This is a genomic window from Streptomyces sp. C1-1 (assembly GCF_050214755.1).
Classification (GTDB): Bacteria; Actinomycetota; Actinomycetes; order Streptomycetales; family Streptomycetaceae; genus Streptomyces.
Map to the genome: position 1 here is coordinate 3,297,241 of NZ_CP189826.1, position 16,386 is coordinate 3,313,626.

General features: G+C 69.6%; 15 protein-coding genes. 3 read left to right on the forward strand and 12 right to left on the reverse strand.

From position 1 onward, the window contains the following. Positions 1-41: 41 nt before the first annotated feature. From ACQF4J_RS14800 to ACQF4J_RS14835, 8 genes are all read right to left on the reverse strand, one after another. On the reverse strand, positions 42-830 hold the full coding sequence (locus ACQF4J_RS14800; protein WP_351568247.1) for a maleylpyruvate isomerase family mycothiol-dependent enzyme: 789 nt from the start codon (positions 828-830) through the stop codon (positions 42-44). A 24-nt stretch (positions 831-854) separates the two neighbouring features. Next, positions 855-1,874, reverse strand: a complete 1,020-nt coding sequence (locus ACQF4J_RS14805; RefSeq protein WP_427165789.1) for an ABC transporter ATP-binding protein — start codon at positions 1,872-1,874, stop codon at positions 855-857. Continuing rightward, entirely contained in the window at positions 1,875-3,473 is a 1,599-nt protein-coding gene (locus ACQF4J_RS14810; RefSeq protein WP_427165790.1) for an ABC transporter permease, read from the reverse strand. Positions 3,474-3,517: 44 nt separating this feature from the next. Continuing rightward, positions 3,518-4,594, reverse strand: a complete 1,077-nt coding sequence (locus tag ACQF4J_RS14815) for a thiamine ABC transporter substrate-binding protein (protein ID WP_351805112.1) — start codon at positions 4,592-4,594, stop codon at positions 3,518-3,520. A gap of 200 nt (positions 4,595-4,794) precedes the next feature. Then, a complete protein-coding gene (gene rlmN / locus ACQF4J_RS14820; RefSeq protein ID WP_351568258.1) occupies positions 4,795-5,901 on the reverse strand; it encodes a 23S rRNA (adenine(2503)-C(2))-methyltransferase RlmN in 1,107 nt (368 codons plus the stop codon). A gap of 169 nt (positions 5,902-6,070) precedes the next feature. Beyond that, the gene (locus ACQF4J_RS14825; RefSeq protein WP_427165791.1) at positions 6,071-6,202 is read right to left on the reverse strand and encodes a hypothetical protein; all 132 of its coding nucleotides are present in this window, start codon (positions 6,200-6,202) and stop codon (positions 6,071-6,073) included. 217 nt (positions 6,203-6,419) lie between these two features. Next, positions 6,420-6,566: a hypothetical protein gene (locus tag ACQF4J_RS14830; protein WP_427165792.1), complete on the reverse strand. Its 147-nt coding sequence runs from the start codon at positions 6,564-6,566 to the stop codon at positions 6,420-6,422. Positions 6,567-6,904: 338 nt separating this feature from the next. Continuing rightward, positions 6,905-8,188: a cation:proton antiporter gene (locus ACQF4J_RS14835; RefSeq protein WP_427165793.1), complete on the reverse strand. Its 1,284-nt coding sequence runs from the start codon at positions 8,186-8,188 to the stop codon at positions 6,905-6,907. Between the two features lie 282 nt (positions 8,189-8,470). Between ACQF4J_RS14835 and ACQF4J_RS14840 the strand changes: the two genes are divergently transcribed. Next, complete coding sequence (locus tag ACQF4J_RS14840) at positions 8,471-8,812, forward strand: hypothetical protein (protein ID WP_386379384.1); 342 nt, start codon at positions 8,471-8,473, stop codon at positions 8,810-8,812. A gap of 24 nt (positions 8,813-8,836) precedes the next feature. Here ACQF4J_RS14840 and ACQF4J_RS14845 read toward each other — a convergent pair whose 3' ends face one another. The 4 genes from ACQF4J_RS14845 to ACQF4J_RS14860 all read right to left on the reverse strand — a co-directional run bounded on the left by ACQF4J_RS14845 (position 8,837) and on the right by ACQF4J_RS14860 (position 14,482). Next, positions 8,837-11,197: an arylsulfatase gene (locus ACQF4J_RS14845; protein ID WP_427165794.1), complete on the reverse strand. Its 2,361-nt coding sequence runs from the start codon at positions 11,195-11,197 to the stop codon at positions 8,837-8,839. Between the two features lie 940 nt (positions 11,198-12,137). Next, positions 12,138-12,623 carry an NUDIX domain-containing protein gene (locus ACQF4J_RS14850; RefSeq protein ID WP_427165795.1) on the reverse strand — a complete coding sequence of 162 codons (486 nt, stop codon included), beginning with the start codon at positions 12,621-12,623 and terminating at the stop codon, positions 12,138-12,140. 18 nt (positions 12,624-12,641) lie between these two features. Continuing rightward, positions 12,642-13,859 (reverse strand): helix-turn-helix domain-containing protein, encoded by a 1,218-nt coding sequence (locus ACQF4J_RS14855; protein WP_427165796.1) that lies wholly within the window; start codon positions 13,857-13,859, stop codon positions 12,642-12,644. Between the two features lie 251 nt (positions 13,860-14,110). After that, complete coding sequence (locus ACQF4J_RS14860) at positions 14,111-14,482, reverse strand: winged helix-turn-helix domain-containing protein (protein ID WP_062043675.1); 372 nt, start codon at positions 14,480-14,482, stop codon at positions 14,111-14,113. Between the two features lie 150 nt (positions 14,483-14,632). On the opposite strand from ACQF4J_RS14860, the gene ACQF4J_RS14865 reads away from it, so the two are divergent. Beyond that, on the forward strand, positions 14,633-14,986 hold the full coding sequence (locus tag ACQF4J_RS14865) for a hypothetical protein (protein ID WP_427165797.1): 354 nt from the start codon (positions 14,633-14,635) through the stop codon (positions 14,984-14,986). A gap of 2 nt (positions 14,987-14,988) precedes the next feature. Next, positions 14,989-16,344, forward strand: coding sequence for an FtsK/SpoIIIE domain-containing protein (locus ACQF4J_RS14870; RefSeq protein ID WP_427165798.1), 1,356 nt, complete (start codon positions 14,989-14,991; stop codon positions 16,342-16,344). The last annotated feature ends 42 nt before the right edge of the window (positions 16,345-16,386 follow it).

A 16,386-nucleotide genomic window follows, 5' to 3' on the forward strand; every position in this document is an offset into this window, starting at 1 on the left:
GGCCCGTCCCCGTATCCCCGGGGGACGGGCCACGGTCGCGTTCAGCCGAACGTCGCCCGCTCCAGCCAGAACTCCAGCAGCTCCCGCTCGCCGACGACCTCCAACCCCGGGCCGTCCAGGGGCAGTCGGCGGTAGAAGGCGAGCAGCACCGAGGTGAGCGGCCCGCGCAGGGCGACCGTGGCCTTCTCGTGCCCGCGCCGCCAGACGAAGCCTTCCCCGGTGCCCTCGACGAGCCACTCGGCGTCCAACTCCGGCGCGGCGTCGGTGGCGTGCAGATGAAGGCTGCCGCCGGTCCGCAGCGGCGGCTCCGTCTCCCTGCGCCGGCCCATGAACTCCACGATCTCCAGCCACTCGTCGATCGCGTCGGCCGCGATGTCGGGGGCCACGTCGTACGGCACTCCCGCGGCGAGCGTGGCGTCGGCGCGGTGGACGGTGATCTCGTGGGCCATGCGGCGGGCCCAGAAGCCTGCGGTCTGGGGCTCGGCCCAGCTCCATACCTTCGCGTCGGGACCGGCCTCGCGCAGCGCGCCCACGACCAGTTCGCCGGCCTCCGCCAGCCAGGCGTCGAGGGCGGCCGCGTCACCGGGGGTCTCGGGGCCGTCGCCGCGCGGCACCAGTTCGTCGGCGATGTTCTCCGCCGCCCGCGTCCGCACCAGCGTCCCCGCCCAGCGCAGGGCGCCGCCCATGTGCAGCACGAGCTGTTCCAGGGTCCAGTCGGGGCAGGTGGGGACGGTGGCGGACAGGTCGGCGCCGGAGGTCACCACCGCCCTCAGCCGGCCGACCTGGTGGGCGATCTCGGCACAGTAGCGGTCATGCGGAAGGAGTGTCATGTCCGCACCCTACGGAGGGAGTGATCAGTTCAGCACCACGATTTCGGCCGCGTCGAACTCCACCCCGACCGTGTCCCCGACCTCCGGCGCCGCCCGCAGCGCGCACGCCGCCTCCAGCCGCGGCGCCTCCCTCGGCTGCAGGTGTACGGCGACGTGGGTGCCCCTGAAGGTGCGGGCGGCGACCGTGCAGCGCAGCCCCTGGTCGGCCGGGACGAGCCGGACGCCGGCCGGGCGGACGAGGAGGACGTGGCTGCCCTGGGGGGCGTCCTCGGGCACCGGCACCTTGCCCCAGGGGGTGTCCGCCGCCTCCCCAGCGACCGTCCCCTCCACGACGTTGTCGAAGCCGAGGAAGCGGGCCACGAACTCGTCCGCCGGCCGCTGCCACACCTCGAGTGGCGTACCGGACTGGGCGATCCGCCCGTCCCGCATCACCACGACCCGGTCGGCGAGCGCGAAGGCCTCGCCCTGGTCGTGCGTGACGGCCAGCACGGTCGTGCCCAACCGGCCGAATAGCTCGCGGAGTTCGACCACCAGCCGCTCCCGCAGCGAGCGGTCGAGCTGGCCGAGCGGCTCGTCCAGCATCAGCAGCCGCGGCCGCGGCGCCAGCGCCCGGGCGAGCGCCACGCGCTGCTGCTCGCCGCCGGACAGCGAGGCGACGGCCCGGCCCGCGGCCCCCGGCAGCCCGACGAGCTCCAGCAACTCCCTTACGCGCTCGCCCTGTTCACCCTTGGACGCCCCGTGCATCCGCAGCCCGAAGGCGACGTTGCCGCCCACGTCCCGCTGCGGGAACAGCTGGTGGTCCTGGAACATCAGCCCCACCCCCCGCCGGTGCGCGGGCACGCCCGTCTGATCCCGCCCGTCGAGCGAGACCCGCCCGGAGTCCAGTTCCTGCAGCCCCGCCACCACCCGCAGCAGCGTCGACTTGCCGCTGCCGCTCGGCCCGAGCACGCACACGACCTCGTGCTCGGCGACGTCGAGGCCGACGGCGTCGAGCACGGCCCGCCCACCGAAGCGGACGGTGGCGTCTTCCAGGCTCAGCAGCATTCAGAACTCCCCGTTCCGGTCGGTACGCAGCCGCTCGAGCACCAGCAGCGCCACCGCGCACACCACCATCAGAATCGTCGAAAGGGCCATCGCCTGGCCGTAGTTGAGATCACCGGGCCGGCCGAGCAGCCGCGCCACGGCGACCGGCAGCGTCGGGTTGTCGGGCCGCGCGATGAACACGGTCGCCCCGAACTCCCCGAGCGACACGGCGAACGCGAACCCGGCCGCGACCAGCAGCGCCCGCCGCACCAGGGGCAGATCGACCTCGCGCCACACCCGCCACGGCGAGGCCCCCAGCACGGCCGCCGCCTCCCGCAGCCGCGCGTCCACGGCCCGCAGCACCGGCAGCATGGTCCGTACGACGAAGGGGGCGCCCACCAGCGCCTGGGCGAGCGGCACCAGGATCCACGACGAGCGGAGGTCCAGCGGCGGCCGGTCCAGGGCGATCAGGAAGCCGAAGCCGACGGTCACCGCGGAGACGCCCAGCGGCAGCATCAGCAGCGCGTCGAAGCCGCGCACCAGCCGGCCGGCGTCCCTGCGGGCGAGGGCCGCGGCGGCCAGCGCGCCGATCACGACGGCGATGGCGGTGGCGGCGAGGGCGTACTGCAGGGAGTTGCCGATCGCCTCGATCGGCGGGACGAGGAAGGTGTCGTCGTCCTTCGTCAGCGCCCGGTAGTAGCCGAAGTCCGAGCCGCCGAACGAGCGTTGGACCAGCACGGCCAGCGGGAGGAGCAGCAGTACGGCGATGGTGGCGAGGACGCCCGCCAGCAGTGCCCACTGCCCGGCCCCGCGCGGCCGCCGGGCGGTGCCGCCCGCGTCCACCAGCCGCAGGGCGCTCTCCCGCCGCCGTACCGTCCACGCGTGCACGGCGAGGATCGCGCCCACCGCGACGAACTGCACGGTCGTCAGGACGGCGGCGGTGGACAGGTCGAAGATCTCCGACGTCTGCCGGTAGATCTCGACCTCCAGCGTGGAGAAGGTCGGGCCGCCGAGGATCTGCACCACGCCGAAGGAGGTGAAGGTGAAGAGGAAGACCATCAGCGCGGCGGCGGCCACGGCGGGCCCGAGTGCAGGCAGGGTGACCGTGCGCCAGGCCCGCAGGCGGGACGCGCCGAGCATCCGGGCCGCCTCCTCCTGCCTCGGGTCCAGCTGCCCCCACAGCCCGCCGACGGTCCTGACGACGACGGCGTAGTTGAAGAAGACGTGCGCCAGCAGGATGGCCCACACGGTCGTGTCCAGCCGTACGCCCCACAGCTCGTCCAGCAGTCCCCCGCGGCCCACGAGCGCCAGGAACGCCGTACCGACGACGACCGTCGGCAGCACGAAGGGGACGGTGACGACGGCCCGCAGGACCTGTCTGCCGGGGAAGTCGAAGCGGGCGAAGACGTACGCGCCGGGGAGCGCGATCAGGAGCGTGAGCGCGGTGGAGGCGAGCGCCTGCCAGGTGGTGAACCACAGGACGTGCCGGATGTCGGACTGCGTGACGACGTCCGCGATCCGACCGAGGTGCCACATCCCGTCCGCCTTCAGCCCGCGCGCCACGATCGCGGCGACGGGCCAGGCGAAGAACACGGCGAAGAACGCGACGGGCAGGGCCATGAGCCCGAGCCGAGCCGCGCTCCCCCGCCGCGTCGGACGCGGGGCTACTTCAGTACGAGTGACGTCCACGACTTGACCCACTGGTCACGGTTGGCGGCGATCTTCGTCGGGGCCATGGTCTCCGGGTCCTTGGCGGCGGGGCCGTACTCGGTGAACTCCTTGGGCACCTTCGCGCCCTCGACCACCGGGTAGACGAACATGTTCAGCGGCATGTCCTGCTGGAACTCCTTGCCGAGCAGGAAGTCGATGAACGCCTTGCCGCCCTTGGTGTTCTTCGCGTTGCTGAGCAGACCGGCGTACTCGATCTGCCGGAAGCAGGTGCCGTACGAGACCCCGGTCGGCGCGGTCGTGGGCCGCGGGTCGGCGAAGACGACCTCGGCGGGCGGCGAGGAGGCGTAGGAGACGACGAGCGGGCGGTCGGCCTTGGCCTTCTTGCCGCCGGCCGAACCGGAGAACTCCTGGTTGTAGGCCTGCTCCCAGCCGTCGACGACCTTCACGCCGTTGGCCCTGAGCTTCTTCCAGTAGTCCTGCCAGCCTCCGTCGCCGTACTTCGCGGCGCTGCCGAGCAGGAAGCCGAGGCCGGGCGAGGAGGTGGAGGCGTTCTCGGTGACGAGGAGGTTCTTGTAGGCGGGCTTGACCAGGTCGTCGAAGGACTGCGGCGGGGTCAGCTTGTGCTTGCTGAAGTACGCCTTGTCGTAGTTGACGCAGATGTCGCCGTAGTCGATGGGGGTGACCCGGTGCTTGTCCTGGTCGACGCGGTAGGGGGACTGGACGGTGTTCGCGCCCTTGGCCGCGTATGACTGGAAGAGTCCGTTGTCGAGGGCCCGCGAGAGGAGGGTGTTGTCGACGCCGAAGAAGACGTCGCCCTGGGGGTTGTCCTTGGTGAGCAGGGCCTTGTTGACGGCCTGGCCGGCGTCGCCGCTCTCGAGGACCCTGACCTTGTAGCCGGACTGCTTCTCGAAGTCGGCGAGGACGCTCTTGGAGACGGCCCACGAGTCGTGGCTGACGAGCGTGACGGTCCTGGAGTCGCCGGACGACTGGCCGCCGGACGACGATCCGCAGGCGGACAACGTGATCAGGCCGAGGCCGACGGCCGCGGCGACGAACGTCTTGGTGTGCACTGAAGTTCCTCCTGGGTGACCAGGAAGAGACGCGGCCCTGCCCGGAAGGATCTGGGCAGGGCGCAACAGCTTGAGTGATGACCGAACTTCCTACCCAGAATGACCTGGGCAAGGTTCAGAGGGTCTGCGGCCCGGTTGCCGCACTCTCAGCGCTGTGGCGCTCCCCTGTCGGAATATGAATATGTATGGACGGCCTCAGGTTACCGCTCGGTGGCCGCGAGCTGACCGCAGGCACCGTCGATCTCCTGCCCGCGGGTGTCCCGGACGGTCACCGGCACCCCGTGCGCGGCGATGGCCTCGACGAACGCCTTCTCGTCCTCGGGCCGGGAGGCGGTCCACTTCGAACCGGGCGTCGGGTTGAGCGGGATGAGGTTGACGTGCACGGGCTTGCCCCGCAGCAGCCGGCCGAGCCGGTCGCCGCGCCACGCCTGGTCGTTGATGTCGCGGATGAGCGCGTACTCGATGCTCAGCCGCCGCCCGCTCTTCTCGACGTACTCGAACCCGGCGTCGAGCACCTCCCGCACCTTCCACCGCGTGTTCACGGGGACGAGGGTGTCGCGCAGTTCGTCGTCGGGGGCGTGCAGGGAGATCGCCAGCCGGCACTTGAAGCCCTCGTCGGCGAACCGGTGGATGGCGGGCACGAGCCCGACGGTCGAGACGGTGATCCCACGCTGGGACAGCCCGAGCCCGTCCGGGGCGGGGTCGGTGAGGGCCCGCACCGCCCCGACGACCCGCTTGTAGTTGGCGAGCGGCTCCCCCATCCCCATGAAGACGATGTTGGACAGCCGAGCAGGTCCCCCGGGCACCTCTCCGTCCCTGAGCGCCCGCATCCCGTCGACGATCTGATGCACGATCTCGGCGGTGGACAGGTTCCGGTCCAGTCCCGCCTGCCCGGTGGCGCAGAACGGACAGTTCATCCCGCAGCCGGCCTGCGAGCTGATGCACATGGTCACCCGGTCCGGGTACCGCATCAGCACGGACTCGACGAGCGTGCCGTCGAACAGTCGCCACAGCGTCTTACGGGTCGTGCCCTGGTCGGTCGACAGATGCCGTACGACGGTCATCAGCTCGGGCAGCAGCGCCTCCTGCAGCTTCCCGCGCGAGCCGGCCGGGATGTCCGTCCACTCCGCCGGGTCGTGCGCGTACCGCGCGAAGTAGTGCTGCGAGAGCTGCTTGGCGCGAAACGGCTTCTCCCCGATCTCGGCCACGGCGTCCTTGCGCTCGGCGGGCGTGAGATCGGCAAGATGCCGCGGCGGCTTCTTGGCTCCACGGGGGGCGACGAAAGTGAGTTCTCCGGGCTTCGGCATAACCCTTCCAGTGTGGCAGATCATCGCCGGCGGCCCAGGCCGGAGCGGGGTGGGGGTGGTCACCCGCGGGTGCCGACTGTCAGCGTTGGTCGGCTTCGGACGGCCCAGGGACGGCCCAGGACTCGGTCGGCCCCGACAAGCCACGCCCAGGCAGCGGCATCACCGCCCCTCACTCCAGCTGCATGGGAGCGACCTGGAGCTGTTCCCTGTATGGCCATGTGAAGGTGCGGTCGGGTTCGAGACGGGCGTCCCCCCAGTGGATGGCATGGATGCCGTTCTCGGCGTCGGCTGTGAAGAACACACAGACCAACCTGGTGGAAGCTCCCAGCTCCTCGAACGCTTTGAGTCGTGCCCACGCACGTGGCGAGCCTGTGGTGAGCGATGGGTCCGCCCTGGAGGCACTGCCATCCTTATCAGGTCGATCACGGCCCCCCGGAAGCTGGAGGGATCCAAGCCTCGCGACGGTCTCTCGACCGCTGGGCGCCGCTCTCGTCCGTTTACGTTCGCCGCCGTTGGTGTCAGCCGTTGGTGTCAGGCACTCCGACGGGCTTGACACGCGGCCCTGCGATCGCCTGCACGACAATCAGAACGATCACTTCGACGACCAGCCACGTTGCCTGGCGGAGAACACCGGACACCGTGTCGCCGTTGATCACGCACGCCATGACGACAGTTGAGTGCCTACCTCGGGATCGCCGCGGTTGTGCTGGCACTTGGGATGGTGCTTGCGCGCCGTAGAAAGTCCGTAGTCCAAATCACGGACGCGACGTCGACTTGGTCGGGAATGACGATTCTGAACATCGCGATCAGCGTGGTGTCCCTGCTTCTCGCTGTGGCGAGCCTCTGGGTGCGCTGGGCTGCCTGGCAACACCCTGTGAAGTGACCTTTCCACTCGCTTCGTGAACGCACGTTCGTAGGTCGGTGGAGTCTCAATGGACCAGTCAAGTCCCTGTGGGAGCGATCAGTAGCAGAAGTGAGCTACGGGCCACCAGCGACCGGGCCCTCAGCGCGGTGTGTGGTCGTGGGCGAGGGCGTTCTCGCGCAGGTTCGGTTCCTGCCGGAGTGTTCTGGTGAACCATGCGCTGTAGCGGTTCCCCAAGAAGGGAGCCGAGGCTCCGTGGAGGATGACGCTCAGGCTGACGGTCACAGCGATGACCCTGCTCAGCAGCGTTCCCCCGGGCAGGTGTTCTTCGAGGGCGAGCAGGCCGAACACGAGGGAGGCGAGCCCGCGCGGACCGAACCAGCCGATGTAGGCCACGGAGGTGACGCGCAGCCCGGTGCCGATCAGCGCGAGAGCGACCGGCAGCATCCGGAGGACGGTGAGGCTGAGCAGCGCGTAGACGACCATCCGCCACGTCAGGTGCTGGAGCGTCGGTCCGAGGATGACCGCGCCGAACACGAGGAAACTCAGCGAGGCGAGCAGCAGGCCGAGCCGTTCGGTGAACCTCGTGCTCTGCGCTGGATCCGAGTCCTGGGGACGGAGGCCCAGACCGGTGGGCGTCCCGCGCAGGTGGATGCCGAAGGCCAGGCCGGCGGCCCAGGAACCGATGAAGCCGCTTCCCTCGCCCATGAGGCACAGCGCGTAGGTGACGGCCGGAACGGCGAGGGCCAGGAACTGCCGCCAGTCGGAGCTGCTCCACCCGCGGGCCAGCGACCAGCGCAACAGGCTCGCCCCGGCCCAGCCGGCCGCGATGCCGATCGCGCCGCTCAGCAGCAGTGCCCGCAGGAACGTCTCGGCCACACCCGGATGACCGTGGCCCTCACCCGCCGCCGCGAGTGCCAGCACGAAGAACGGAAGCGCCAGACCGTCGTTCAGACCGGACTCCACCGTCAGGCCGCCGCGGACCAGGGGCGGCACCCGCTTGTTGGAGAAGGCCTGCTGCCCCAGCGCGGCGTCCGTCGGCGCCAGGATGATGGCGGCCAGGGCCAGCTCCCACACACCCAGGCTGGGGAGCAGGGGCCAGGCCGCCAGCCACCCCAGAGCCATCGTGGCCGGCAGGCCCACCGCGAGCAGCCGCAGCGGCAGGAACTCCTCCCGGCGCAGGTCCCGGGCCCTGATTCCCGCGGCGTCCGCGAACAGCAGGAGCACCAGTGCGCTCTCCAGCAGCGTTCGCGTGACCTCGGGATCCTTCGCACGGTCCAGCAAATCCAGGCCCAGGGGGCCGATCGCCACACCTACGAGCATGAACACCAACGGTCCCGAGAGCACCGTGGTCGACAGGCGCCGCGAGAGCATCCCGTAGCCGATGACCACACCCCCGGCGGCCACGACGGCCCAGCCGTTCATCCGCACTCCTCACATCGGACATCCGTCGTCGCCGGGGCGGCTGCGCCAGGGTCAGCTAGACGGGTTTCCGGCGCGTCCTCTCACCGTCCGGCCGGGCCCCGGAAACCTTGGGCCGAACCCGCCCGGCCGGCTCGGTTGGCCCAACGGCCGTCGGCGATCGGCTTCGCCGTGGCGCGACCCCGCCGACCGGAACCGCTTCCGATGAACGCCCTGCTCACCTGGTGTCGGCACCGTGTGACAATCGGAGTCGACTGGTGTTTGTGCACAAGTGAGGTGGTCTCGATGGCGGTGACGGTGCCGGTGGGCGATGCCCGGGTCGCCGCGGTGCGTGCCGCTCTGGAGCCCTTCGGATGGCAGTCGTTCACGGCCGAGCTGGTCTGCCGCCGTGCGGTGGCCGCCATGGACGGTGGGCAGGCATTTCCCCGCCCACGTGGTCCGCGGAACGGGCGCGGCCCGCAGCACGAACTCGCCGAAGCGCTGGTGGAGGTCCTGAGGGCCTGCCGGTGGCGGTCGCTCACCGTCGACGGTCTGAGCCGGCTGCTGGTGGGCGCCGCGGAGATCTGGCGACACGAGCGGGCCTGGTTCGACATCCGGCTGGGCCTGCTGCTGGACGGCATCGGCTGACCACCAGCTGGCCCGGCCGGGCACTCACTGCCGGGCCATGTGCATGCGCATCTCGCTCGGCGCGTCGACGATCAGGTCGCCGGACAGGTCGACGGTCACGCCGTGCAAGGTGCCGGTGAACCGGAACGGCGCCCGGTAGTCGGCGGTGACGGCCGATCCGGGGTTCGCGCCACAGCACATGCCGCCCGGGTTGAAGGCGACCGGGGTCGTGAACGGCATGTCGATCTCGCCGACCAGGCGGTCGTCGACGTAGAGCTGAGCGCGGCCGGGCGAGCCCTTGCCCGCCGCGATGTCCGGGCTGCCGGTGGGCTCGAACTCGAAGCGCAGCGTGTGACGGCCTTCGGGGACGGATTCGCCCGACGCCACGTGGTGCAGTGTGCGGTGGACGTAGTTGTGGGCGTAGTGCAGACGGTTGTCCTTGACGTAGAAGGACCAGCCTCCGGCGTTAGTGCCCTGGCACAGCAGGACGCCCTCGGCGCCGCCGGGCGGGATCTCCACGTCGGCGGTGATGCTGTGCGGGCGGTTGAGGACCCGGGGAGCGACGGCGGCCGGCAGGACCTGCGTGTCGGGGCGGAACGTGTAGCTGGTCCGGGCCTGGGTGATCTGCGGCCGTTCGAGCATCATGCGTTCTAGGGCGCTGCCGTCGATCGGCAGCACGTTGTACTTGCCGGCCTCGACGTACCACATGGCGATCATCTCGATGAGTTTGCTGCGGTGTTCCTCGGCGAGGTCGCGGGTCTCGGCGACGTCTTCTTCGACGTGGTAGAGCTCCCAGTGGTGGGCGTCCAGGTCGTCCAGGTCCGTCATGGAGATCGGGGTGCCGAACGGCTTTCCGGCCTCGACGAACGAAGGGCCGGGCCAGGGGCAGACCGCGCGCCACCCGTTGTGGTCGATCGCCCGGTGTCCGAACATCTCGTAGTATTGGGTGCGGTGTCGGGTCGGGGCGGCGGCGTCGTCGAAGGTGTGCGCGAAGCTGACCCCGTGCAGGGGCGACTGTGTGACGCCCCTGATGGTGGCGGGCGGCTCGACCCCCAGCACGTCGAGCACGGTGGGCACCATGTCGATGATGTGCGCGAACTGGTCGCGGACCTCGCCGCGGGCCTGGATGCCCGCCGGCCAGTGGACCAGGAACGGGTCGCTGACGCCGCCCCGGTAGGTCTCCCGCTTCCAGCGCCGGAACGGCGTGTTTCCCGCCCACGTCCAGCCCCACGGGTAGTGGTTGAACGTCTCGGGGCCGCCGATCTCCTCGATCCGCGCCAGGCTCTCCTCCAGGGGCTCGGGCGCGTTGTTGAAGAACTGCAGCTCGTTGGTCGTGCCGGTGACCCCGCCCTCGGCGCTGGCGCCGTTGTCGGAGACCACCATGACCAGCGTGTTGTCGAACTCGCCGATCTCTTTCAGGAAGGCCATCAGCCGGCCGATGTGGTGGTCGGTGTGGGAGAGGAACCCGGCGAAAACCTCCATCATCCGCGCCGCGAGGCGGCGGGCGTCCGGCGACAGGGACTCCCAGGCCGGCACGTCCGGGTCGTGCGGGGACAACTGGGAGTCCGCCGGCACGATGCCGAGCTGTTTCTGCCGGTCGAAGGTGCGCTCGCGGTACGCGTCCCAGCCGTCGTCGAAGACGCCTCGGTAGCGGTCCGCCCACTCCTTGGGCACATGGTGCGGGGCGTGCGTCGCGCCGAGGCAGAAGTGCAGGTAGAAGGGCTTGTCCGGCGCGACCTGCTTGGCGTCCGCGATGAACGACATGGCCCGATCGGTCAGGTCCTCGGTCAGGTGATAGCCCTCCTCCGGCGTCGCCGGCTGCTCGACCTGGTGGTTGTCGTACACCAGGTCCGGATACCACTGACTGGTGTCTCCACCCAGGAAGCCGTAGAACCGCTCGAAGCCCCGCCCCAGGGGCCACCGGTCGTACGGCCCCGCGGCCGACTCCTGCTCCGAGGGCATCAGGTGCCACTTGCCGACCATGTAAGTGTTGTAGCCGTGCTGGAGCAGCATCTCGGACAGCATCCCGTTCTCGAACGGGATCTGTCCGTTGTAGCCGGGATACCCGGTGGCGAGCTCGGTGATCGACGCCATCCCGTTGGCGTGGTGGTTGCGGCCGGTCACGATGCAGGAGCGCGACGGCGAGCACAGCGCGGTGGTGTGCATGTTGCGGTACAGGAGCCCGCCCGCCGCCAGCGCGTTCAGGCTGGGCGTCTCGATCGGGCTGCCGTAGCAGCCCAGCTGCCCGTACCCGGTGTCGTCCAGCACGATCATCAGCACGTTCGGCGTACCCGGCACTGCCCGTACAGGCTGCGGCCACGCCGGAGTGGACTCGTCTGTCGTCCGGCCGATCACTCCGGGGAACGACCGCCCCGGCTTGTACTCACTCCAGGATGTCTGCGGCATTCCGGGTCTCCGATTCCGCCGGCGCACGACGCCGTCCTGCCGGCACTTGACGTCTCTGAGACATGAGGCACGCCGTGGACCACCTGCCGGGTCGCCGACCCGTACCGTCCATCCACGAGAAACGCCCTGCGCCGTACCAGGCGCCTGCCCTGGGCCGTCGAAGGCGCGCCTTCAACGCTAGGCCAGGAAGGATGACGCCGCCATCCGGACAGGCCGCTTGGCCGCCGCGCCCAGGACCTACGCGCCGGTGCTGCTGGACTCGGAGGAGAACATCAAGGCCCTGGCACGAACAGTCAGGACCGTGCCGACGGGGCCATCGATGCCGCGTGATACCGCGTTCGGCGTGCCGGGTGTGGACATCGGTCCGGCGAGGCCGATGCGCTGATCTGAGCGACGGCCCGGCCGCAGCCCCGACGACCGATCGTTCGCGGCCCGGGGCACGAAACAGGCCGTCGGCCGTGCCCTTCCCCGCAGGGAAGAACACGGGAAACCCACTCTGACCTGGGGGGATATCACACGTCAAAGTCCTGGGAGGCGATGACCCCGGGCTGCGTTAGCTGGCGCACGCGGTCGGCGTAGCGACTTTGGCCGGGAGCTGCTTTGGCGCGAGTGATCATGGCCCCGTAAGCTTCCGGCGCGTCGGGCAGTCTGTTGACCTGCCCGTTAAAGCACGACGTTGGGGCCATGATCTTCGAGGCTCGCGCCAAAGTGGCTGGCTAAAGCCGTGGAGCCGACCGCCCCAGCCACCACGTGTTCTGACCTCATGCTCCGTGTGCCTGCCTCTTGGGCGGGAGCGGGCAGCCGGCGGTGCCGAGCGGGGCGGAGACATGAGCGCGGGCGCCGCCGGCCGCCCGCGCCCGCCCGGAGGAGCGAAGCGACGACGGGTGCTTGATGAAGTAGGGAAAGTCTTATCCCGCTGGATGAGGGCCTTCGACCTCGGCTACGCCGCTACATCGCCCGGCGCCTGGCCGTGCTCGAGGTATACCGGGGCGCTTGCCGCTCGGGCATCGATCGCCGCGAGAATGCGTCGGGCTAGACGAGGGATCGTCCGATCCGGGATCTCGTCCGGGGCCACGAACGTGACGCTCTTCAGCTCCTCGCCCTGCGGGCGGATGTCCTCCACGGCCTCTGGGGCAAGCTCGCCGCCGTCGAACAGGTACAACACCTTGTCGCCCTCGGTAGCGCTGGGCGCCCAGTCGACGGCCAGGAGGCGGCCGAGCGTCGGCGTGATGCCGAGTTCTTCCTGTACCTCGCGGCTGGCAGCCTGCAGCGGAGACTCACCGGTCTCGACGTAGCCCCCGGGGACGTCCCAGTAGTCCTTGTACGTGGGCACCACCATGAGGACGCGCCCGCCGGCATCGAAGAAAAGCGCACCCGCTGCCATACGCGGATGCGCCATCTTTGCTTCGTGCTCGTTCGCTGCCATGCAGCCGAGCGTACCCACCTAGACCACATGCAGCCGATCGGCGAGATCCGCCATGGCCCGGCTCGGTCGGCCGCGCTGGTTGCGCACCCACGTGAGTACGAGTTCACGGGCCAGGTAGTGACTCCGCAGCTGCTCCGGCGCCCAGGACTCGGCTTCAAGGATCAGCGCCAGAGCGTCGTCGACACGGTTGTACGCACTGAGGGCACGGGCTACCTCGATGTGGTGCCGCGTCCGCCGCTCCGTCGGGAGGCTGCTGGTGTCGATACGCGGCCCGAGGTCGACGGCTACCTGCATGTCGCCCAGCTCGGCCGCGGTGGCCACACGGTGGATGTCGACGTTGGTCGGGCCGAAAGCGGTCCACATGTGGTTCGCGTCCTGCCCGAGTCGGCGGGCTGCTTGGTCGGCCTCGGCAAGGAACTCGCGCACGGTCGAGCGCTGGTCTGCTCGGGCCGCCGCCATCGAGCCAGCGAGGAAGAGCGTCCCATAGATCGACAGGAACTCCGGACTGGCGGCCCCAGAGAGGCCCGGGCGAAGGTAGTCGGACGCATCACCGATGAGCTGTACGGCGGCGTCGAAACGACCGGTCGACAGAAGGCAGTGCCCCACGGACCGGAAGAGTGAGCCGATGACCGTGAGATTGCCGGACTGCTGTGCCGCGCCCAATCCGCGATCGGCGGCGATCCAAGCGAGGTCTACCTCGCCCACCTTCCCGAGAACCATGGCGGCGCTGTGATAAGTGAGCGCAAGCAGCTCGCTCGCCTGCTCACGCTCACGGCCGTCGTAGGACTGCGCGGCGATGAGAGCGTCCGCCAGCACCAGGGGCAAGCGCCGGGTCGCGAAGCCGTAGCGGGAAGCCTGGTAGGCATCCATGATCTCTACGACGCTGGTGCGAAGCTCGTCCAAGGGCGTGGGGTCACCCTCGGTCGGCACCCCCAACAACGGTGTCAGCTGCCGGTAGTTCATCAGCGCCGACCGAAGTGCCGGCACCGTGCGGTTGCCGCTGTCAGCGGTCCACTCCATGAGAGTCGGTTCGGCGAGCAGGTCGCCAAGGGACACATCAAGGGCGTCGGCCAGGGTCTTGATGACCGAGAGCCGGTCGAGCTCCATGCGGTTGTTCTCAGCCTTGCTCAACCAGTCGACCGTGCGGCCGACGAGCCCGGCCAACACCTCTTGGGACATGCCGCGCCTACGGCGGTACCAAGCGACTCGCTCACCGATCGTCAGGTTCGTCGTCATTCCTCGCATGGGAAGAGCGTCCACCCGTCTGTCTCTGCGGACCCGGAAAAATTCTCTGGGGGGAAATTTCTTCCGGGTCGGTGAGTTCCTTCGGCCCTAGCGTTGCTCACAGGCCGAGGGGCTGTCAGATCGGAAGGGCAACGAAGGGGCTGTGAGCGTGCTGAGCCCGGCAGAGAAGCAAGAACTGATCAACCAGGTAAGGGGACTTGGTGAAGAGCTGGCAGAGGTTGCGCGTCGAGCGGACGCCTTGGTCATCGCCCTTGAGCCTGCTGCCGAACCAGGTCCTCCAGCTGGTCCATCCGCTCCGCAAGGCGGCGCACATCCCGACGGACCTCGGACAGGTACTCCGTGATCTGCTCAAACTCGGGGCTGCGCTTGGCGGAACCGCCTTCGCCAGGCAACGCGGCAAAGCTGCCCTTGCCTTGGTGGGAGATGGCGTAGCCGTCCTCGCGGAGACGCGAGATCGCCTGCCGGGCGACTGTGCGAGACACGGAGTGCTGCGCCATCAGGTCCGACTCTGAGGGGAGCTTGTCCCCCGGTGTGAGCTCTCCGTCGCGGATCCGGCGCTTGAAGTCGTCCGCGATCTGCAAGTACGCGGCACGTCCGGCAGTGAAGTCGGCCATAGCCCCTCTCAGTGGTTGTCGTACCTAGTGCAGCACATCCCGCTGACAGGCGTCGAGACAACCACTTGACACACCAAGTAGTACAGGTCCATGCTCTATTCCAAGATGACGTACTAAGTACGTTAGGTTTATCGATCCCAGGAGCGCGTCATGCGTCAGATTCCCGTCGACACCTCCAACGCGACCGTGATGGTCGCCAAGGCTCCGCAGCCGAAGGTCAAGGACCGCCGCACCGGTGAGATCGCCATCGACAAGGACGGCGTCACGCTGATGACCGTGGAGGTCATGTTCTCCACGCCGGACGAAGTGGAGATCCTGAAGCTCACCGTCCCCCAGCCCGGCGTCTCCGAGGACCTCGCCATGGGTACGCCGGTCGCGCTGACCGGCCTGGTCGCCTCGGCGTGGGAGAACGAGTTCAATGGGCAGAAGCGGCACGGAATCGCCTTCCGCGCGGTCGCCGTGACCTCGCTCGCCGACGCCGCCTCGAAGCCCCAGGCGGCCTGACCATGTCCTGGTTCATGGTTGCGCTGGTGCTGGTCGTCGCTGCCGCAGTCATCCTGCGGTGGCGGCGCCCCGCCTGGTACTGGATGACCTTCGGGGTCACCCTCGCCGCCCTGCGGGTCCTGGTCCGCTACGCCTCCGTCATGGACGCCTGCGGGCTGACCGTCCCGCCCTCCCGTTGGCGCCTTGCTCTAGCCCGGATGACCAACCGTCCGGCACCAGAGTCCCGCGCTCCCCGCATCCTGCGACTGCGGCCAACCCGGACCGGCCTGGTGCTCCGGCTCAAGCTCCGCCCCGGACAGGACGCCTTCGACGTCTCCGCGGCAACAGACCGGCTCCGTCACTCCTTCGGCCTGTACGGCGTCACCTCCCGCGAACTTCGCTCCGGCGTCGTCGAGTTGCGGATGACCGGCTATGACGTGCTCAAGCGGGTGCAGATGCCTGCCAAGACCGAGACTCAGCCGATGCGAGTTCCGGTCGCCCTGCGCGAGGACGGCGCGGTCCACTACCGCGACTACCGCACTGTCCCGCACGGCCTCACGCTCGGCGCCACGGAATCCGGGAAGTCCGTCTACCAGCGCAATCTCGTTGCCGGGCTGGCCGCGCTGGATGTCGCCCTGGTCGGTATCGACTGCAAGCAGGGGGTCGAACTCTTCCCGCTGGCCCGCCGCTTCTCCGCCCTCGCCGACAACCCTGACACCGCCCTCGACCTCCTCGAAGCGCTGGTCACGCACATGGAAGGCGTCTATCAGCTGATCCGGGCCAACCAGCGGATCACGGTGGACGTACCGGATTCCGAGATCGCCGCCGACATCTGGGACCTACCCGCCGACATACGTCCCGTCCCGGTCGTGGTCCTGGTCGACGAGGTCGCCGAACTCGCCCTGTTCGCCACCAAGGACGACGAGAAGCGCCGCGACCGCATCATCACCGCCCTGGTCCGCCTCGCCCAGCTCGGCCGCGCCGCCGGCATCTACCTGGAAATCTGCGGACAGCGCTTCGGCTCCGAACTCGGCAAGGGCATCACCATGCTCCGCGCCCAGCTCACCGGCCGAACCGCCCACCGCGTCAACGACGAATCCTCCGCCAACATGGCCTTCGGCGACATCTCCCCGGACGCCGTCCTCGCCGCCATCCAGATCCCCACCGACACCCCCGGCATCGCCGTCACCGGCGACGCCTCCGGCGGCTGGGCCCGCATCCGCGCCCCGCACACCTCGCTGCGCGAGGCCGTCAACATCTGCAACCGGCACGCCGACCGCACCCCGGATCTGCCCGCTCTGGCGGCCTTCCGCCCTGCGGTCGCCCCGCTGCCCTCGGCCCGCGTACGGCTGTCCAAGACAGCCCCGGCCACCGCCTGACCCCTCCCCGCTCCACCGGTCGGCGCGACCGCCTTCGCGCCG